At 73.1% G+C, this 17,204-nt stretch carries 21 protein-coding genes and 1 tRNA gene; 9 read left to right on the top strand and 13 right to left on the bottom strand.

The window, feature by feature from the left end; all coding sequences use genetic code 11:
* Positions 1-252: 252 nt before the first annotated feature.
* On the bottom strand, positions 253-1,242 hold the full coding sequence (locus OG799_RS27650; RefSeq protein ID WP_406039019.1) for a MarR family transcriptional regulator: 990 nt from the start codon (positions 1,240-1,242) through the stop codon (positions 253-255).
* Positions 1,243-1,299: 57 nt separating this feature from the next.
* On the opposite strand from OG799_RS27650, the gene OG799_RS27645 reads away from it, so the two are divergent.
* The 3 genes from OG799_RS27645 (at position 1,300) to OG799_RS27635 (ending at position 4,275) form a co-directional block, all read left to right on the top strand.
* Positions 1,300-2,082, top strand: coding sequence for an SDR family NAD(P)-dependent oxidoreductase (locus tag OG799_RS27645; RefSeq protein ID WP_406039016.1), 783 nt, complete (start codon positions 1,300-1,302; stop codon positions 2,080-2,082).
* Between the two features lie 33 nt (positions 2,083-2,115).
* Positions 2,116-3,315 (top strand): MFS transporter, encoded by a 1,200-nt coding sequence (locus tag OG799_RS27640; protein WP_406039014.1) that lies wholly within the window; start codon positions 2,116-2,118, stop codon positions 3,313-3,315.
* A gap of 96 nt (positions 3,316-3,411) precedes the next feature.
* On the top strand, positions 3,412-4,275 hold the full coding sequence (locus OG799_RS27635; protein ID WP_406039012.1) for an aminoglycoside phosphotransferase family protein: 864 nt from the start codon (positions 3,412-3,414) through the stop codon (positions 4,273-4,275).
* 238 nt (positions 4,276-4,513) lie between these two features.
* On the opposite strand, the gene OG799_RS27630 is transcribed toward OG799_RS27635, so the two are convergent.
* A tRNA-Lys gene (locus OG799_RS27630) sits at positions 4,514-4,585 on the bottom strand.
* A gap of 124 nt (positions 4,586-4,709) precedes the next feature.
* On the opposite strand from OG799_RS27630, the gene OG799_RS27625 reads away from it, so the two are divergent.
* The 3 genes from OG799_RS27625 to OG799_RS27615 all read left to right on the top strand — a co-directional run bounded on the left by OG799_RS27625 (position 4,710) and on the right by OG799_RS27615 (position 6,380).
* Positions 4,710-4,847 carry a hypothetical protein gene (locus OG799_RS27625; protein WP_406039010.1) on the top strand — a complete coding sequence of 46 codons (138 nt, stop codon included), beginning with the start codon at positions 4,710-4,712 and terminating at the stop codon, positions 4,845-4,847.
* Positions 4,848-4,958: 111 nt separating this feature from the next.
* Complete coding sequence (locus OG799_RS27620) at positions 4,959-5,252, top strand: hypothetical protein (protein ID WP_406039008.1); 294 nt, start codon at positions 4,959-4,961, stop codon at positions 5,250-5,252.
* A 45-nt stretch (positions 5,253-5,297) separates the two neighbouring features.
* A complete protein-coding gene (locus OG799_RS27615; RefSeq protein ID WP_406039006.1) occupies positions 5,298-6,380 on the top strand; it encodes an NAD-dependent epimerase/dehydratase family protein in 1,083 nt (360 codons plus the stop codon).
* Positions 6,381-6,389: 9 nt separating this feature from the next.
* Here OG799_RS27615 and OG799_RS27610 read toward each other — a convergent pair whose 3' ends face one another.
* The 4 genes from OG799_RS27610 to OG799_RS27595 form a co-directional block, all read right to left on the bottom strand.
* Positions 6,390-7,547 (bottom strand): hypothetical protein, encoded by a 1,158-nt coding sequence (locus OG799_RS27610; RefSeq protein ID WP_406046424.1) that lies wholly within the window; start codon positions 7,545-7,547, stop codon positions 6,390-6,392.
* Positions 7,548-7,656: 109 nt separating this feature from the next.
* Positions 7,657-8,406, bottom strand: coding sequence for a ZIP family metal transporter (locus tag OG799_RS27605; RefSeq protein WP_406039004.1), 750 nt, complete (start codon positions 8,404-8,406; stop codon positions 7,657-7,659).
* 38 nt (positions 8,407-8,444) lie between these two features.
* Positions 8,445-9,641: an enhanced intracellular survival protein Eis gene (gene eis / locus OG799_RS27600; protein WP_406039002.1), complete on the bottom strand. Its 1,197-nt coding sequence runs from the start codon at positions 9,639-9,641 to the stop codon at positions 8,445-8,447.
* 60 nt (positions 9,642-9,701) lie between these two features.
* Positions 9,702-10,421 (bottom strand): PP2C family protein-serine/threonine phosphatase, encoded by a 720-nt coding sequence (locus OG799_RS27595; RefSeq protein ID WP_406039000.1) that lies wholly within the window; start codon positions 10,419-10,421, stop codon positions 9,702-9,704.
* A gap of 64 nt (positions 10,422-10,485) precedes the next feature.
* Here OG799_RS27595 and OG799_RS27590 point away from each other — a divergent pair, with 64 nt between their 5' ends.
* Entirely contained in the window at positions 10,486-11,511 is a 1,026-nt protein-coding gene (locus OG799_RS27590) for an AAA family ATPase (RefSeq protein WP_406038998.1), read from the top strand.
* Positions 11,512-11,515: 4 nt separating this feature from the next.
* Here OG799_RS27590 and OG799_RS27585 read toward each other — a convergent pair whose 3' ends face one another.
* Entirely contained in the window at positions 11,516-11,662 is a 147-nt protein-coding gene (locus OG799_RS27585) for a hypothetical protein (protein WP_406038996.1), read from the bottom strand.
* A gap of 92 nt (positions 11,663-11,754) precedes the next feature.
* Here OG799_RS27585 and OG799_RS27580 point away from each other — a divergent pair, with 92 nt between their 5' ends.
* Positions 11,755-12,903, top strand: a complete 1,149-nt coding sequence (locus OG799_RS27580) for a benzoate/H(+) symporter BenE family transporter (RefSeq protein ID WP_406038994.1) — start codon at positions 11,755-11,757, stop codon at positions 12,901-12,903.
* A gap of 65 nt (positions 12,904-12,968) precedes the next feature.
* Here the strand turns inward: OG799_RS27580 and OG799_RS27575 are convergent, their stop codons facing one another.
* The 5 genes from OG799_RS27575 to OG799_RS27555 form a co-directional block, all read right to left on the bottom strand.
* Entirely contained in the window at positions 12,969-13,244 is a 276-nt protein-coding gene (locus OG799_RS27575) for a hypothetical protein (protein ID WP_406038991.1), read from the bottom strand.
* 294 nt (positions 13,245-13,538) lie between these two features.
* Positions 13,539-13,913 (bottom strand): hypothetical protein, encoded by a 375-nt coding sequence (locus tag OG799_RS27570; protein ID WP_406038989.1) that lies wholly within the window; start codon positions 13,911-13,913, stop codon positions 13,539-13,541.
* Positions 13,914-13,942: 29 nt separating this feature from the next.
* On the bottom strand, positions 13,943-14,191 hold the full coding sequence (locus OG799_RS27565; RefSeq protein WP_406038987.1) for a hypothetical protein: 249 nt from the start codon (positions 14,189-14,191) through the stop codon (positions 13,943-13,945).
* Between the two features lie 80 nt (positions 14,192-14,271).
* Positions 14,272-14,733 (bottom strand): large conductance mechanosensitive channel protein MscL, encoded by a 462-nt coding sequence (gene mscL, locus OG799_RS27560; RefSeq protein WP_406038985.1) that lies wholly within the window; start codon positions 14,731-14,733, stop codon positions 14,272-14,274.
* Between the two features lie 39 nt (positions 14,734-14,772).
* Positions 14,773-15,456, bottom strand: coding sequence for a FadR/GntR family transcriptional regulator (locus tag OG799_RS27555; RefSeq protein ID WP_406038983.1), 684 nt, complete (start codon positions 15,454-15,456; stop codon positions 14,773-14,775).
* Between the two features lie 49 nt (positions 15,457-15,505).
* On the opposite strand from OG799_RS27555, the gene OG799_RS27550 reads away from it, so the two are divergent.
* Positions 15,506-16,819, top strand: coding sequence for an MFS transporter (locus OG799_RS27550; protein ID WP_406038981.1), 1,314 nt, complete (start codon positions 15,506-15,508; stop codon positions 16,817-16,819).
* Between the two features lie 10 nt (positions 16,820-16,829).
* On the opposite strand, the gene OG799_RS27545 is transcribed toward OG799_RS27550, so the two are convergent.
* On the bottom strand, positions 16,830-17,186 hold the full coding sequence (locus OG799_RS27545; RefSeq protein WP_088976933.1) for an STAS domain-containing protein: 357 nt from the start codon (positions 17,184-17,186) through the stop codon (positions 16,830-16,832).
* Between the last annotated feature and the right edge of the window lie 18 nt (positions 17,187-17,204).

Raw genomic sequence — 17,204 nt, 5'->3', positions numbered from 1 at the left:
GTGCCGGTTTCCTGAATCCGCTGAGCGGCTCAGCACGGCCTTCCCTGCCGTCCACGATGGCCCGGATTCCTGGCAGCAGCGACCCCGATCGGGGCCGCTGACCTGCGTAAGAGTGGACTCAATGTGGCAGAACCCGAACCGGGTTCCCGCAGCTCAGGGGCCTGTTGTAGCGGTTTCCGTGGTGCGTAGGCGAGTGGTCTGACGTGACTGGTGGACATGATTACCGAAGGGCAGCGCCTTGGTCCACTGGGATCACTGCTCCGCCGACTGGCCGACCACCTGATCGCCAAGAGGGCTGCGCCGGTACAGCACGTGCCGTCCGTCGCGGGCGCGAGTGATCAGGCCTGTCGCGTGGAGGACCTGTAGGTGCTGTGACACGGCGCTGGGTGTGACTGTGAGCCGGCGGGCGATCTCCACGGTAGGTAGCGGTTCGGCAAGGAGGTGGAGCAGTCGCGCTCTGGGCGCGCCGAGGAGCGATGTGACGGCGGTCGCGTCGGCGGTCGGTGTCGGCGCCCAGAGCGTTGCTACTCCACGGCAGGGGTATGCCAGCAGTGGTGGCTCGTCCGGGCTGACTGGCGGGGCGGGCCTGTGGGAGAAGATGGATGGCACCAGCAGCAGTCCTCGGCCGGCTGCCGCGACGTGGTGCCTGCCGATCATCTTGTCGATGTGCAGGACGCCGTCCTGCCAGCGCAGATTCGGGTGCATGTCGGCGAAGAGCAGGCGTGCGCCTCCTACGGCCAGTTGTCGGGCGCGGTAGGTCGTGTCCGCTTCCAGGACGAGTCGCATCTGCGGCCAAGTCGGCTTGATCGCTGCTTGCCAATAGCGGTGCAGGCGGTCGCAGATGGCGTCGCGGAGTGCGAGCACCGGCTCATCCTCGTTCGCGGTGATTTCCTGAAAGACGGCCGGTAGCCCGCCACCTGGGTACACGGCCAGCACGTCGCGGCGTACGACGTCCGGAGGTGTTCGGCGTACGGCGGCCAGTTCGTCCTCGAAGGTCGCGGCGAAGCTCGCCGGCCGGGGCGTGAGGAAGTCCGGAACGCAGCGGTCTGGCCCGACCAGGGACATCAGCAGGTCGGCACCGGGCGCGTCGAGTCTGCCGAGAACCGACCTGCGCCAGGGCACATGCAGCGCGTACAGGCCAGGCTCGCGTAACACTCGCAGGCTGAGCACGGCCTCGTGGATCGGCGAGATCGCGAAGCGGGTGTCCGCGAGGTCTTCGACGCCGAGCATGAAGCTGATCATTAAGCTACATGCTACATCGCTTGGCGATCGCCGCCAGGGTGCCGTGGACTTTCCGGCATGACACAGATCAACATGACAGACCAGGCCATTCGGCGCACGGCGATCGTCACGGGCGCGGCACGCGGCATCGGCGCCGGAGTGGCCAGGCGTTTGGCGCGCGATGGCCTCGCGGTCGCCGTGGTCGACCTGGTCGAGGAAGACTGCGCCGGCACCGTGGATGCCATCACCCGCGACGGCGGAACAGCGGCGGCGTTCGCCGCCGACGTCAACGACGAGTCGGCCGTGACCGCCGCTGTCGCTCGGATCGCCGCCGAGTTGGGACCACCGACGGTGCTGATCAACAACGCCGGCATCGGCGGCCCCAACGCCGGCGTCGAGGAGACGAGCACCCAGCAGTGGGACGCGGTCACCGGGGTCAGCCTGCGCGGAGCGTTCTTCCTCACCCGGGCCGTGACCCCCCACATGCTCGCGGGCGGCTGGGGACGGATCGTCAACATGTCGAGCATCTCCGCGCTCGGCGATTCCGGCCGCGTTGACTACGCCGCCGCGAAGGCCGGCCTGATCGGCTTCACCAAATCGCTCGCGCTGCGGCTCGGGCAGCACGGCGTGACGGCGAACGCCATCGGGCCGGGCTTCGTGGTCAGTGACATGACCAGGGTCGCGGCCCAGCGGCGCGGCCGCAGCTTCGAAGAGCACCAGCGAATCGTGGCGCAGACCATCCCGGTGCGCCGGGTCGGCCAGCCTGAGGACATCGCGCACACCGCGTCGTACCTGGTCAGCCCCGAAGCCGGGTTCGTCTCCGGCCAGGTCATCTACGTCGCCGGCGGGCCGGTGGACTGACGTGATCGACGCTTTCGGACAGGCGGTTCGCAAATGAGTCGCAGGCTGCTGGTGCTCCTCGCCCTCACCTGTGGGGTCGCCGTCGGAAACATCTACTTCCCCCAGACGATCAGCCCGCTGGTCGCCGCCAGCCTGCACGTCAGCGCTGACTCGGCCGCCCTGGTGGTGACCGCGGTGCAGTTCGGCTATGCCGCCGGGATCTTCCTGTTGGTGCCGCTCGGCGACCGGCTCCCGCACCGCCCGCTGATCGTCACCCTGCTCGGCCTCAGCGGGCTGGGGCTGCTCGCCGCGAGCGCCGCACCCGCGCTGCCGCCGCTCGTCGGCGCGAGCGCGCTCGTCGGGGTCACCACCGTGGTCGCGCCGATCATCGGCCCCATGGCAGCCGGCCTCGTCGCCGACGACCAGCGCGGCGTGGTCAGCGGCACCCTGCTGAGCGGCTCCATCGCTGGCATGCTGCTGTCCCGCACCGTCGCGGGCACCATCGGCGACTGGTTCGGATGGCGGGCCCCCTACCTGATGGCCGCCGTGTCCGTGCTGCTCATCGCCGTGGTCATGGCCCGCGTACTGCCGACAACACGACCGCCGTCCGGGCACCGATACCCGGCGCTGCTGGCCGAGTCGCTGCGCCTGCTGCGCACCGAGGCCGACCTGCGCCGCTCCTGCTTCTACCAGGCGACGGTCTTCGCCGGTTTCTCCGCGGTCTGGACCGCCGTCGCGCTGCTGCTCACCGGCCCCACATACGACTTGGGCGCACCGGCGGTCGGAACGCTCGCACTGGTCAATGCGGCGACAATGCTGTGCACCCCGGTCGCCGGACGGCAGGTGGACCGTCGGGGCAGCGACGCGGTGAACCTGGCCTGCCTGCTCGGGATCATCGCCTCGGCCGCCGTCCTCGCGTTCGCCAGTCTCGGCGGGGCGGGGGGCCTCGCGGCACTGGCGCTCGGCACGTTGCTGCTCGACGTCGGAATGCAGTCCGGCATGGTCGCCAACCAGGTACGCATCTTCGCCCTGCGGCCCGAAGCCCGGAGCAGACTCAACACCGCCTACATGACCTGCGCCTACCTCGGCGGCAGCCTCGGCTCCTGGCTCGGAGCCCGCGCCTACACCCACTTCGGCTGGCTGGGCGTATGCGCGGTCCTGGCGCTCCTCGCCGCGATCGCTCTTGCCCGCCACCTGGCGTCAAGCCCTGCCACCGGCCACCCTCGAGCCACAGTCGCCGCCCAGAACACCTGACTAAGGATGATTGTCGTGCCAGCCTCTACCCACCGCGCACCCCTATCGCCGGATGTGCCGATGCACGATGGCCAGCTCACAGTCTCACTCAACGCGGTGCGTGAGCTGGTGGACGCGCAGTTCCCCGAGTGGCGGAGCCTGCCTGTCGGGCGCGTCGCTTCGCAGGGAACGGTCAATGCCATCTTCCGTATCGGGGAACGGTTCACGGCCCGGTTCCCCCTTCAGCCTCGTGAGGTCGACGCGGCGCAGGGCTGGCTGGAACGCGAAGCGGAAGCGGCCCGAGAACTGATGGGTCGTACGCGATTTCCCACCCCCGAGCCGGTCGCCATCGGTGAACCCGGCGTCGGCTACCCGCTTCCATGGTCGGTACAGACGTGGGTACCCGGTGTCGTAGCCACCGACCAGGACCCAGGTGACTCGTTCGCGTTCGCGCACGATCTGGCCGAGTTCGTCAGTGGCGTGCGAGCCATCGACGCACGGGGACGCTCGTTCACAGGCCAGGGTCGCGGTGGCGAGCTACCAGCGCACGACGGGTGGATGGAGACCTGCTTCGGGCACAGCGAGACGCTGCTGGACGTCCCGCTGCTCCGCCGGATCTGGGAGGTCATGAGGGAACTGCCGCGGGGCGAGGCCCCGGACAGGATGAACCATGGTGATCTCATTCCGGGAAACGTCCTCGTCTCCGACGGGCGGCTGGCCGGGGTTCTCGACGTGGGCGGACTGGGGCCTGCCGACCCTGCCCTTGACCTCGTAAGTGCCTGGCACCTGCTGGAACGCGAGCCACGTCAGGCATTTCGGCAGCAACTCGGCTGCGACGATCTCGAATGGGAGCGCGGCAAAGCGTGGGCCTTCCAGCAGGCAATGGGGGCGGTTTGGTACTACCACCAGACCAACGCCGCCATGAGTCGGATGGGCCGACGCACTCTCGCGCGCATCATTGCCGACCCGCCATCAGCCTGAGCCGGCACGCCCGAACGCGTCGTCGCAGCCAGCAAATACCGCCGCGTCGGCCCGCGCCGGATAGCCGCAAGTAACACGCAGACAGAGCGCGGAACCTCGCCGGGTCCGTATCCACCGAGCGGCGGCGTACCGCAGCATGCGGCCGTCCCTGTGGTTCGCGCACCGCCACCTACTGGACGCGCCCTCCGGTCACGCGAACCGCAGAAGCGCAAGTCAGCAGCGAGATCACGTCATGGAGTGGGCCGCCAGGGACTCGAACCCTGAACCTATGGATTAAAAGTCCACAGCTCTGCCATTGAGCTAGCGGCCCGCCCGCACAGGCTACCGGAACCCGCCCACGCCGAGCGTTCCGGCTTCCCGCCGCCCGTCGATGTCCGACAGCCGACGCCGAGACGACCGCGCATGCAGGTGAGCCGCTCGACGCGGCCGGCCCGGTGGACCGGATCGGCGACCTGGCGGCGGTCCGCGAGCGATTCGAAGCGAGCTGGGTGCGGTGGAACCTGGCCCGCACGGTGACCAACGTGGCCGCCTTCACCTGCCTGATCGGCGCCCTGCTGACCCGCCGCGCCTGAGCCGGCCCGGCTGGCTGACCAGGCCCGGTCGGCCTGCCGGCCGCGGCGACCACGGGCGGCGCCGGCGCGGGCATGGGGCGGTCGGGGTGGGGAACCGGGTGGGGCATGAGGATGACCAGCACCGCGGCGGTGGCGGCTTCCAGCGAGGTGGCGGGCGCGGACGGGGTGCGGCGGCCGGGCGGCGAGGTGCATGCCTGGCTGCCGGGGCAGAACCAGACGGTCTGCGGGCTGGCGCTCAGTCGCACCCGGCTGCGCCGCTTCCCGCACGTGCCGTTCGACTATTCCTCGACCGACGTGCTCACCGCGGCAGACCCGGAGGGCTTCGTCTGCCCGCGCTGCCTCGCCGCCACACAGGGCCGCCGCCGGCAGGAGAAAAGCTGGGTACGTCACTCGCCCCGACCGTGACCGGTCCGGGGGTTGGAGTCCGGTTCAACGGGTACGGCAGTCAGCATGCGGATCGTGATCGTCGGGGCCAGCGGCAACGTCGGGACGGCGGTGCTGCGCCGGCTGCGTCAGGAGTCCGGGCTGGAACTGGTCGGGGTGGCCCGCCGGCTGCCCGGGCCGGACGCCGGTGAGCCGTACGACCGGGTGGAGTGGCACTCCTGCGACGTCGGGGCGCCCGGCGCGGTCGAGCAGCTCGCGACGATCTTCGCCGGGGCCCGGGCGGTGCTGCACCTGGCCTGGCAGATCCAGCCCAGCCACGACCAGCGCACCCTGCGCAGGACCAACGTCGACGGCAGCCGCGCGGTGATCGACGCGGTCGTCCGGGCCGGCGTTCCGGCCCTGGTGTACGCCTCCTCGGTCGGCACGTACGCGCCCGGCCCGAAGGAACACCCGGTCAGCGAACGGTGGCCGGCGACCGGGGTGCCCGGGTCGTCGTACAGCCGGGACAAGGCGGAGGTGGAGGCACTCCTGGACACGGTCGAGCGGGAGCACCCGGAGCTGCGGGTGGTCCGGCTGCGCCCAGGGTTGATCTTCCAGCGGGACGCCGGCACCGAGATCAGCCGTTACTTCCTCGGGCCGCTGGCCCCGGTGCGGCTGCTCCGGTACGGCCGGATCCCGCTGGTCCCGACCAACCGCCGGCTGCGGATGCAGGCGGTGCACGCCGACGACGTCGCCGACGCGTACGCGAAGGCTCTGCTGGGTGAGGCCCGTGGCGCCTTCAACGTCGCCGCGGACCCGGTGCTGACCCCGGAGCTGGTGGCCCGGCACTTCCACGGCTGGACGGTGCCGGTGGCCGCCCCGGTGCTGCGCGTCGCGGCGGCGCTGACCTGGCGGGCGCGCCTGCAGCCGGTCGACGCCGGCTGGGTGGAGCTGGGTTTGAACGCGCCGCTGATGTCCAGCGACCGCGCCGAGACCGAGTTGGGCTGGACGCCCAGGATCGACGCCCTCACCGCCCTCAAGGAACTCTTCGCCGGCATGGCCCACACCGCCGGCACCGGCGCCCCACCCATGTCGACCGCGCCCGACCTTCCCGGCCGCCCCGCCGCCCTCCTCAAGACCCGGCCGCCCGGCCACGGCAACCCCTACTGAGGCGGGGAGTCAGGAGATGCCGGCGCCGAGGAAGAAGATGCCGGGGTGGCCCTTCGTCTCGAAGCCGTCGCTGGGGTTGCGGCGCAGCGTCGAGTTCTCGATCTTCAGGGTGCCGGTGCGGTTGTTGCTGACGAAGAAGATCGCCCCGCCGCCCTCGTTGGCGTGGTTGTCCTCGATGATCGTGCCGGCGATCCGTACGGTGAACTCGTTGCCGTCGCAGTAGATCGCGCCGCCGCTGCCGCCGCCCGGCGTGCCGGCCTTCGCCGGGTTCGCGCCATGGCCGACCGCCTGGTTGCGCCGGAACACGCTGTTCAGCACCGTCCAGGAGACGCCGATGCTGCTGGTCGCCGCGCCGTTCGCGCAGACCCCTCCGGTGAAGGTGCTGTTCACGACGTAGACCGGCCGGTTCTCGTACTGGCTGAGCACCCGCAGCGCCGCGCCGCCCAGGTCCGGCCCGGTCCGGTCACAGCGGTTGTCCACGAAGCGGGAGTTGACCACCTTGAACCGTCCACCCCGGACGAAGATCGCGCCGCCTCCGCCGCCCTCGGCGGTGTTCCCGGTGGAGTTGCCGCCGGTGAGGGTGAGGTTCTGCACGGTGAGCTGCGGGTGGTCCTGGTTCTGGCAGTGCGAGGTGGTCCAGCCCTGCGCGCTGTCGCAGGTGTTCATGTAGAGGATCCGGCGTTGGCCGCCGCCGCTCAGGGTGACCTTGCCGCCGCCGTCCAGCACGATCCTCGGCCCGTTGGCGTTGCGCACCTTCGCGGTGGCGGTCATCTTGATGGTCACCGGGTCCGGACCACAGTTGAACGTGATGATGCCGCCGGCCGCCACGGCCTTCACCACCGCGTCCGAGGTGCAACTGGCGGCGGTGCCGGTGCCGATCCGGCGGGTCGGGTGCGAGGTGTCCACCGCCCGGGCCTCGGCGGGCACCGCCGCGCCACCGTTCGGGTTGCCCGCCTGCAACGCCGCCCCGCCGTCCGACGACTTCGGCGACGCGCTCGGCTTCGGGGCACCGAATCCGGTACGTCCGGTCGGGGCGGTCGAGGGCCCGGCGGCGGTACCGGCCGCCGGCACGGTCGCCGGGCGGCTCCCGTCCGGGTCGGCGGACCCGCACGCGGGCAGGGCCGTGGTGACGACACCGAGGACGAGCAGGCCGACAAGGGACTTCACGCGCACCCGCCGATGCTAGGAGCCCGGCGGTCCCCACGACGAATCCCGCTCGATCCTTAACCCAGCCCTAACCTCCGCCACCCACCCCCGCGGGGCGTGGGATCTGGGGTCAGGCGTGGGAGAGGGCGAAGGAGACCAGGAAGCCGAGGACGGTGATCAGGCCGACCAGGAGGTGGGCGTCCTCGAACGCCTCGGGGATCATCGTGTCGGTGATCATCGCGAGGATCGCGCCGGCCGCCAGCGCCGTGATGGTGGCCAGCACCTCCGGCGGAGCGCCGCCGAGCAGCGTGTAGCCGGCCAGCGCCGCCGCCCCGCTGACCAGGGCGATCGCCGTCCAGAGCAGGAAGACGTACCGCCGGGAACGGCCGGCCTGGCGCATGCCGGCGGCGCTGGACAGGCCTTCCGGCACGTTGCTGAGGAAGACCGCGATCACGGTGACCAGGCTGACCGGGCCGCCGGTGAGCAGGCTGGCGCCGATCACCACCGATTCCGGTATGCCGTCGAGCAGCGCGCCGACCGCGATGGCGGAGCCGGACCCGGGCTGTTCCTGCTCGGAGGGCTGCTCGTCGCCGGAGCGTTTGCGGTGCCGGGCGCCGCGCCGGGCCAGCAGGATGTTCGCCCCGGTGTACGCGAGCGCCCCGGCCGCCGCGCCGATCGTGGTGGGCAGCAGGCCGCCCTGATCGTGCGCCTCGGCGATCAGCTCGAAGGAAACGGCGCTGAGCAGCACCCCGGCCCCGAACGCCATGATCGACGCGATGATCTTTCGGGGGACCCGGGCGAAGAATCCGACGGCCGCCCCGATCAACAGGGCGGACCCGGCGAGCAGACCCCAGAATCCCGCTTGCAACCATTCCGGCATTTGCAGGACCGTACCCGGACGGGGTGACGGTGGAACTGTCAGAAGTCGGCGAAGAGGTACGGCACCTTCCGGGGGAAGATCTGGCGCAGCTCGGCCGCCGCGTCCGCCGGCACGTCGCCCAGGTCCCGGATGTCGACCTCGGCGGGGTCGAGCACCCCGTACGCGAGGGCGGAGAGCCCGGCGGCGGTGAGCGTCGCGGTCGCGACGCCGCCGCTGGCGGAGTCGCCAGGCAGCAGCTCCAGCCGACCGGTGCCGCCGTCGAGCAGGTGCGTCCCGGTCAGCCAACGGTCGCCGACCAGCTCGACCCGGACCCGGCCGGCGCCGGCCGGCAGGCCGGTCAGCGCGTCCAGGGACAGCAGCCGGGCCATCGGCGCCGGCGACCCGGGCCGGGAGATCCGGGCCTCGACGTGCACGGCCAGGTCGGTGAGCCACAGCTCGGGCAGTTCGTCGGCGGGGAGTTGGACCCGGATCCGTTCGACCTGGTCGACGTGCCGGGCGAAGAACTGCAGCAGCAGCGCCCGCGCGTACGGGTCGGTGGCGAGCAGGTCGTCGGCGATCAGTTCGCCGCCGTGGTCGTCGATCCGGTAGGTGACCGCGCCGACCGTGGCGCCGTCGACCACGGCGGTGAGCAGCCAGCGGTCGTCCCGGTCACGCAGCCCGACGGCCCGGAAGTCGGGGAAGACCGCGAAGCCGTGCCGCTCGTGCAGACAGCGCTCGGTGAACGCGCGCCAGTTCGGGTAGCCCGCCGCGATCCGCTCCCAGACCACCTCCCCGGGCAGTTCGGCGCGGAGCAGCGGCCCGAGGTCGGCCGGGGAGAAGACGGCGGTACGCGCCCGGGGCAGCCCGACGTAGCCGAAGCGCTCGTAGAACGACGCCCGGAACGGGTACAGCGCGGTGAGCGGGTGCCCCTCGTCGCGCATCTCGTCGAGGAGCTGGTGCAGCAGCGCCCGGACGTGGCCGCGCCGGCGGGCCAGCGGGTGGGTGGCCACCCCGGCGACGCCGGCCATCGGCAGGACGGTGCCGCGCAGGTTCTGCCGCATGGGGATCGCCGTGACGGCGGCGACCGCCGTGCCGTCCTCGTCGACGACCAGCGTCCGGTTGCCGGCGTTGTAGGGGAGGTAGTCGCGGAACTCCTCCACCCGGGACGCGGCCAGTGGCGACGCCTCGAAGGCGTACGCCTGGAGCGGAAAGCTGGTGGCCAGGCGTTCCTCGGCGGCCAACCGACGGATGATCATTCCTCATCCCAACCCGGGCCGGTGGCCGGCGCAACCGCTTTGGCCGGCCCGGGGGACCGGTCAGGCCGTGGCGACGTCGGAGACGATCACGGTGACGTTGTCCGGCGCGCCCGCCTGGTGGGCGAGCTTGACCAGTTGCTCGCCGCACTGCTGGCGGTCGCCGTAGGTGCCGAGCGCGGCGCCGATTGCCGGGTCCTCGACGTAGTCGGAGAGGCCGTCGCTGCACAGCAGCAGCCGGTCGCCGGCCAAGACGGTGAGCACCCCGACCGCCGGGGGCGCGTCGGAGCCCTGCACGGCCCGGGTGACCAGGGACCGCTGCGGGTGGTGCCGGGCCTGGTCGGGGGAGAGGGCGCCCTGGTCGACCAGCGCCTGGACGAAGGTGTCGTCCCGGGTGAGCTGGGTCAGCTCCCCGTCCCGCAGCAGGTAGCAGCGGGAGTCGCCGACCTGGGCGAGGACCAGGGTGTCCCCGGCGAGCAGGGCGGCGGTCAGCGTGGTGCCCATGCCGTCGCGGGCCGGGTCGACGGTGATGGCGGCCCGGATCCGCTGGTTGGCGGTGCTCACCACGGCCCGCAGCGCGTCGGCGGCCTCGTCGGGGACGGTCGGCGGGGTCAGCTCGTCCAGGATCCGGATGACGATCTCGCTCGCCACTTCGCCGGCGGGGAGCCCGCCCATCCCGTCGGCCACCGCCACCAGGCGGTCACCGGCGAGGGCGGAGTCCTCGTTGTTGGTCCGGACGAGGCCGACGTCGTTGAGGATGGCCGAGCGGAGGATGAGCGTCATGGGGTCAAGCTTGCCAAGAAGACCCTGCCGCCGTCTCTACGCACTACTGCGTAGGGTGTGAGAAATGATGCCGGTGTCCATGGTCGGGCGCGCCGGCGAGCTGGCCGAGCTCGACCGGGCCTGGGCCGCCGTGGTCTCCGGCCACCGGCCGGCACCCACCGTCACGGTGATCACCGGGGACGCCGGGGTGGGCAAGAGTCTGCTGGTCGCGGCCGCCCTGGAGGGCTTCACCCCGCGGCCGGCGGTGGTCCTCGCGGGTGCCGCGCGGGTGCACGACCCGGCCCCGTACGACTGGTTGGCGGCCGTGCTCAGCGGCCGGGACACCGCCGGGCTGGAGCTGCCGCCGGACGCGCTGGCCTGGCTCGCCCAGCAGCCCACCGCGCCGCGCGAACGCTACGCGCCGGGCACCCTGCTGCGGCTCGCCGTCCGTACCGTGCGGTTGCTGGTCGGCGCCGGCCCGGCGGTGCTGGTGGTGGAGGACCTGCACGCCCTCGACCCGGCGAGCCTCAACCTGCTGGGCGAGCTGGCCGCCGCCCCGGAGCTGCCGGCCCTGCTGGTGGTGGCGAGCCGCCCGCCGGCCGACGCGGTGGCGCCGGACCTCACGGTCCGCGCGCTGGCCCGCCTCTGCGGGGTACGCGGCGCGGTGCGCCAGCACCTCGCGCCCCTCACCGTGGCGGAGGTGGCCGAGGTGCTGACCCAGGTGTACGACGGGACGCGCCCCGCCGAGCCGGTCGCGGCGGCGGTCCGGCGGCGGACGGGCGGCAACCCGTACGTGCTGACCGAGCTGCTCGCCGCGCACGGCGCGGCGGGGCCGGAGGGCCTGGTCCACGAGCCGCTGCCGGAGCACCTGGTGCCCCGGCCGGCGACGCCGCCGGACGCCGAACTGACCGGCCGGGAGATCGAGGTGCTGGGCTGCCTGGTCGCCGGGATGTCCAACAAGCAGGCCGCCCGGGCACTCGGCATCTCGGTGCGAACGGTCACCGTGCACGTCTCCAACCTGCTCCGTAAGACCGGGTCGGCGTCGCGGACGGAGGCGGCGCTCTGGGCGGTCCGCCACCGGCTGCCGGTCGGCGCGCCACCCGCCGGCTGACCGGTCACCAGCGCGGGTAGCGCAGCAGCAGGCTGGCCCGGACCTGCTCGTCGCCGATCGCGGCGTAGCTGTGCGGCACGTCGGAGGTCCAGCGCAGGTAGCCGCCCGGGCCGGCGGTCATCGGGGCGTCCACCGGCCCGGCGCGCAGCACCCCGGAGAAGACGGTGACGTGCTCGGTGACCCCGGCCTGGTGGGCGGGGGAGAGCTGCGCCGGGCCGGGGCTGACCCGCCTCCGGGCTGCTGGTGCTCTGTGTGGCCGCCGGCATCTGCGCGGTCTGGCTCGGGCTGCGGCACCGACTGCCGATGGCCATCGCCTGGTCCACCCCGGGCGCGGCGCTGCTGGTCGCCACCGGCCCGGTGCCCGGCGGCTGGCCGGCGGCGGTCGGCGCGTTCCTGGTCGCCGGCCTGCTGATCATTGCGGCCGGGCTGATCCCCGCGCTCGGCCGGGCGGTCGCCGCCATCCCCGCGCCGATCGCCGGCGCGATGCTCGCCGGCGTGCTCCTGCCCCTGTGCACCGCGCCGGTCCGGGCGCTGGTGGAGGTGCCCCGGCTCGCTGGGCCGGTGGTGCTCACCTGGCTGGTCCTGCACCGGTTCGCCCGCCGCTGGGCGGTGCCCGCCGCCCTCGCCGTGGCGGCGGTGGCCATCGCGCTCACCGCCCCCACCTCGGGGCCCGGCCGCCTGCACCTCGCGCCGGTCGTCGAACTCACCGCGCCGGCCTGGACGCTCTCCGCGGTCGTCGGGCTGGCGCTGCCGCTCTTCCTGGTCACCATGGCCGCGCAGAACGTCCCCGGGATGGCGGTGCTGGCCGGCTACGGCTACCGGGCGCCGCTCGGTTCCGCCCTCCGGGTGACCGGGCTGGCCAGCGCGCTCGGCGCACCGGCCGGCGGGCAGGCGGTGAACCTGGCGGCGATCACCGCCGCGCTGGCCGCCGGCCCGGACGCCCATCCCGACCCGGACCGTCGCTGGATCGCCTCGGTCACCGCCGGTATCGGCCTGGCGCTGCTCGGTCTCGGCGCGGGCGTGGCCACCGCCCTGGTGCTGCTCTCGCCGCCGATCCTGGTGGAGGCGGTGGCCGGGTTGGCGCTGCTGGGCGCGCTGGCCGGCGCGGTCTCGGCGGCCGTCGCCCAGCCGGACGCCCGGGAGGCGGCCGTGGTCACCTTCGTGGTGACCGCCTCCGGGGTCAGCCTGCTGGGGGTGGGCGGGGCGTTCTGGGGGCTGGCCGCCGGCTGGCTGATGCTGCTGCTGTTCCGCCGTCGGTGGCCGGGCGGCGACAACCGGGCGGCCACCATCGCCGCGCCGGTCGACGCCGCGCCGCCGGTCGACGCCGCGCCGGCGGCCGGGTCGGAGGCAGGCCGCGGGCCGGCGTCGCTGTCGGTGCCGCCGCTCCGCTGAGGGCCGGCAGGTGGTGTGGCTCCCTTTGGAGCTGAATCGTCTGCGTCATCACCCCGCTCGCGGGGTCAGGACGCTCCCTCGACCTCGGCACCGATCTCCATGAGGCGCAGGCGTACCCCGGTGATGTTCTCCTGGACCATCCGCTTCAGCGCCCGCGCGTTGTCGAGGGTGTCGATGACGACCAGGGCGTGGCTCAGCTCCGGGTCGTCGTCGTCCGCGCCCCACCAGCCCCGGACGAAGCCGGGGCTCTGCCGGGTCACCTCGGCCATGTGCCTGAACTGAGCCGATCGCTCCTCGGGATCCGTCGGCGTGCCGCGCTGCTCTCCGATCACCATCCACATCCGGTCCACACTAGGGCGGTCGGCGCGGGGCGGAGGCCAGCCAGGGCCGTCTCAGCTGCAGATCCGCTTCGGTTCGGTGGCCCCGGGGCGCAGCCGGAGGCGGACGACGTGCCCGGCCTGGTCGCGGAACTCCGCCTCGGTGGGCGAGGCCAGCCGCACGGTGCCCACCTGGTACGGGTTCCCCCACCCCGCAGGCGGGTTGTCGTTGCCGTAGGAGAGCGGCTCGACCGCCTCGTACCAGTGGCCCGCTATCTGGGCCTCGTCGACGCCGCAGTGGGTGTAGAGGCGGCCGGCCTACTCCTCCTCGGGCAGGTCGGCGGCGGGGACGTCGAGGCGTACCTGGTCGTCGGTGACGGCGGCGATCCGGTCGGCGAGCACGTAGACGGCACCCGTCCTGGCCAACTCGGTGGAGACCTTCAGGTAGCCGCTGTGCAGCAGCCGGGCCGCCAGGTCCGCCGGCACGTCCGGTTCCTCGACCGCGGTCGACTCGATCAGCTCGTCCAGGCTGCTGCCCGGATCGGCGGTGGGCGCCTGGACGGTCACCGCGGTCGGGTCGCCGCGTTGGACGAGATCCACCGTGCCGATCTCGACCCCGGTCGAGTCGACCACCCGCATGCCGGTGGTGACCCGGGAGATGGTGGCCTGCTGCTGCGTACCCTGCTGGTTCATTCAGGCGCGGTTCCCGGGTCGCCCCTGCGCTAAACGGACGGGGTCCAGCCGCTCGGCGGGCGGGGGGACAGCTCGCGCCAGCCGCCCGCCCCCGCCAGCAGGGCCCGGACCGTCTCCTCGGCCTCCTCGACGCTGGCGTACTCGTAGAACTGGGAGACCCCCTCGGCGCCGCCGGCCCGCTGCTCGACGTGCCAGCGGTCCCCGTCCACCCGGAGGAAGACGTCCCGCCGGGCCAGTCGCCCCCATTTCCCGTTCCACCAGTGCCTGCGCTGCTCCATGGCGGGACTCTATCGAACAGATGTACGACATGGGCCGGCCCCCGCGGGATTCCCGCGAGGGCCGGCGTGCATGTGCTGCGTCAGCGCGCGACCGGCGGCTCGTTCCGGCGGCCGAGCACGTCGTCCAGCGCACCCCGCTGCTGCCCGGGCGTGGCGTGGCCGGCGGCGACCAGGGCGTCCCGGATCTCGGTGAGCAGCTTGACCTCCTCGCTCGGTGCGGCCGGCGGCGGCTCCTCGCCCCGCTTGCGCCGCTCGGCCAGCCGGTTCATCGGGTAGACGACCAGGAAGTAGAGCACCGCCGCGGTGAGCAGGAACGTGATGAGGGCGTTGATGAATCCCGCCCAGTCCATGAGGTTGCCCTTGCTGATCTGCCAAGCGCCGGCGAACTGGTCCTTCCCGCCGCCGACCAGCTTGATGATCGGCTTCAGGAACGAGTTCGTGAAAGCCGTGACCACGCCGGTGAAGGCGGCACCGATGACGACGCCGACCGCCAGGTCGACGACGTTGCCGCGCATGATGAAGTCTTTGAAGCCCTTGAGCATCCGTACTCCCGTGCTGTCCGATTCTGCGTCCGGGACAACCTATGCCCCCGACGGCGACTCCAGGAAAGCACCGGCCTCGATCGCCGCGCGGGCCGGATCGCCGTCCCGGATCGCGTCGACGAGTCGACCGTGGTCGACGTACCGCTCGGGCTCCAGCGCGCCGCCCATGGCCTGCGCGACGGTGCTGCGCAGCGCGGCGCCGACCGAGGCGTACAGCTCGGCGAGCATGGCGTTGTGCGCGGCGGCGACCACCGCGGTGTGCAGCGCGGCGTCCGCCTCGACGAAGTCGTCCACCCGGCCGGAGCGCCACGCGGCCTCCCGGGCGGCGAGCGCGGCGTCGAGCGCCGCCAGGTCATCCGGGGTACGCCGCAGCGCGGCGAGCCGGGCCGCCTCCACCTCGAAGGCACGGCGCACCTCGACCACCTCGGCCATCCGGTCGTCGGTGAGTCGGCGGGCCACCACCGGGGCCAGCTCGTCGGTCGACACCACGTACGTCCCGGAGCCCTGACGGCACTCCAGCACGCCGGCGTGGACCAGGGCGCGGACGGCCTCGCGGACGGTGTTCCGCCCCACCCCGAGCGCGGCGACGAGCTGCGGCTCGGTCGGGATCCGGCCGCCCACCGGCCACTCGCCGCCGAGGATGCGCTCCCGGAGCTGGGCGATGGTCTCCCGCACCCGCTGGCCGCGCGGGGGCACCACGACGGAATCGACGGACGGTGTCACCGGTTACACCTGCTGCCGAAATTCATCCCATGATTGTAGGTTCGAGGTCATGACCCCGCCACCCGCCACCACCGCGGCCCCGACCGCCGACTCGGCCACGACCGCCGAGGCCACGCCGACCACCGACGTGACGCCCGGCCCGGCGCCGGCCGCCACGCCGGCCCGGACGACGTCCCCGGCCACCGGCGGCGCCCTGGTGCTGGTCGGCATGCTGCTCGTCGCGCTCAACCTGCGCGCCGCGGTCACCAGCCTCGGCGCCCTGCTCGACGAGGTACGCGGCGGTCTGGCCCTCTCCGGCGCGATGGCCGGCCTCGTCACCACCCTGCCCACCATCGCCTTCGCCGGTCTCGGCGCGCTCACCCCGTGGCTGGTCCGCCGGTACGCCCCGGCCCGGGTCCTCGTCGCGGCGATGCTCGCGCTCACCGTCGGGCAGTTGCTCCGGGTGGCGACCGACTCCGCGGCGATCTTCGTGCTCACCAGCGCGCTGGCGCTGGCCGGCATCGCGGTGGCGAACATCCTGCTGCCGATGCTGGTCAAGCAGCACTTCCCGCACCGCACCGGGCTGGTCACCGGGGCGTACACGATGACGTTGACCATCGGCACCACGGTGGCCGCCGCGTCCGCCGTGCCCGTCGCGCACGCCTTCGGCTCCTGGCGGGCCGGGCTGGGCGTCTGGGCCGGGCTGGCCGCGGTGGCCGTACTCCCGTGGGTGCCGCTGGCGCTGCGGACCCGCGCGACCCGGCGGGCGGCGACCCCGACGGCGGCCGTCGTCACCCCGGCCCGGATCCGGCCCGGACGGACCCGGCTCGGCTGGGCCATGGCGGTCTACTTCGGGGCGCAGTCACTCAGCGGGTACGCGATCATGGGTTGGCTGGCGCAGCTCTTCCGGGACGCCGGCTACCGGCCCGAGGCCGCCGGGCTGCTGCTCGCCGGGGTGACCGCGCTCGGCGTGCCGGTCGCGCTGGTGATGCCGACCCTGGCCGGCCGGCTGCGCACGCTACGGCCGCTGGTGCTCTCGCTGACCGCCTTCTCCACGGCCGCGTACGTCGGCCTGGCGTTCGCCCCGCACGGCCTCGCGCCGCTCTGGGTGCTGCTGCTCGCCGTCGGTCAGGGCGCCTTCCCGATGATCCTCACCACCATCGGGCTGCGTGCCCGCACCGCCGAGGGCACCGTGGCGCTGTCCGCGTTCGCGCAGAGCACCGGGTACGTGATCGCCGCGCTCGGACCGCTGCTGGTCGGCATCCTCTACGAGGCCACCGGCGGCTGGACCGCGCCGCTCGGGTTCCTCCTGGCGGCGCTCGCCGTGCAGACGACGGCGGGTCTGGTGATCGCCCGTCCCCGCTACATCGAGGACGAGCGCTGAGGGGCGTGGGTCAGGAGGAGGCCGGCGTCGGGTCGCCCGCGACGGCCTGCTCCACCGTGGGGTAGGTGTGCAGCACCTCGACCAGGCCGCTGACCTCGAGGATGCGCAGCACCCCGCGCTGCGGGGCGGCCAGCCGGACCACGCCGCCGGCCTCGTCGCAGCTGTTCTTGGCGCGGACGAACACCGACAGCCCGGTGGAGTCGCAGAACGACACGTTCGCCAGGTCGAAGACGAGGCGGCTGCGTCCCTTGTCCAGCAGATCCGTGATCTGGTCCTGCAGCTGCGGTGCCGTCGCCATGTCCAGTTCGCCCGCGACCGACACGACGACCACGTCGCCGCGCTGTTCCGTGTGCACCGTCAGGGACATTCGTCGACCTCCTGTGTT

The sequence above is a fragment of the Micromonospora sp. NBC_00898 genome (assembly GCF_045207895.1).
GTDB lineage: Bacteria > Actinomycetota > Actinomycetes > Mycobacteriales > Micromonosporaceae > Micromonospora.
The sequence above is the reverse complement of the archived record's forward strand: the minus strand, read 5'-3'. Positions and strand labels throughout refer to the sequence as shown.

Bases quoted from the DNA above. Each gene is read 5' to 3' on its own strand.
- OG799_RS27545 (WP_088976933.1), bottom strand. From the start codon at position 17,186: ATGTCCCTGACGGTGCACACGGAACAGCGCGGCGACGTGGTCGTCGTG.
- OG799_RS27590 (WP_406038998.1), top strand. From the start codon at position 10,486: ATGATGCCGGTGTCCATGGTCGGGCGCGCCGGCGAGCTGGCCGAGCTC.
- OG799_RS27615 (WP_406039006.1), top strand. From the start codon at position 5,298: ATGCGGATCGTGATCGTCGGGGCCAGCGGCAACGTCGGGACGGCGGTG.
- OG799_RS27565 (WP_406038987.1), bottom strand. From the start codon at position 14,191: ATGGAGCAGCGCAGGCACTGGTGGAACGGGAAATGGGGGCGACTGGCC.
- OG799_RS27640 (WP_406039014.1), top strand. From the start codon at position 2,116: ATGAGTCGCAGGCTGCTGGTGCTCCTCGCCCTCACCTGTGGGGTCGCC.
- OG799_RS27645 (WP_406039016.1), top strand. From the start codon at position 1,300: ATGACACAGATCAACATGACAGACCAGGCCATTCGGCGCACGGCGATC.
- OG799_RS27620 (WP_406039008.1), top strand. From the start codon at position 4,959: ATGACCAGCACCGCGGCGGTGGCGGCTTCCAGCGAGGTGGCGGGCGCG.
- mscL (WP_406038985.1), bottom strand. From the start codon at position 14,733: ATGCTCAAGGGCTTCAAAGACTTCATCATGCGCGGCAACGTCGTCGAC.
- OG799_RS27650 (WP_406039019.1), bottom strand. From the start codon at position 1,242: ATGATCAGCTTCATGCTCGGCGTCGAAGACCTCGCGGACACCCGCTTC.
- eis (WP_406039002.1), bottom strand. From the start codon at position 9,641: ATGATCATCCGTCGGTTGGCCGCCGAGGAACGCCTGGCCACCAGCTTT.
- OG799_RS27575 (WP_406038991.1), bottom strand. From the start codon at position 13,244: ATGTGGATGGTGATCGGAGAGCAGCGCGGCACGCCGACGGATCCCGAG.
- OG799_RS27595 (WP_406039000.1), bottom strand. From the start codon at position 10,421: ATGACGCTCATCCTCCGCTCGGCCATCCTCAACGACGTCGGCCTCGTC.
- OG799_RS27570 (WP_406038989.1), bottom strand. From the start codon at position 13,913: ATGAACCAGCAGGGTACGCAGCAGCAGGCCACCATCTCCCGGGTCACC.
- OG799_RS27605 (WP_406039004.1), bottom strand. From the start codon at position 8,406: ATGCCGGAATGGTTGCAAGCGGGATTCTGGGGTCTGCTCGCCGGGTCC.
- OG799_RS27550 (WP_406038981.1), top strand. From the start codon at position 15,506: ATGACCCCGCCACCCGCCACCACCGCGGCCCCGACCGCCGACTCGGCC.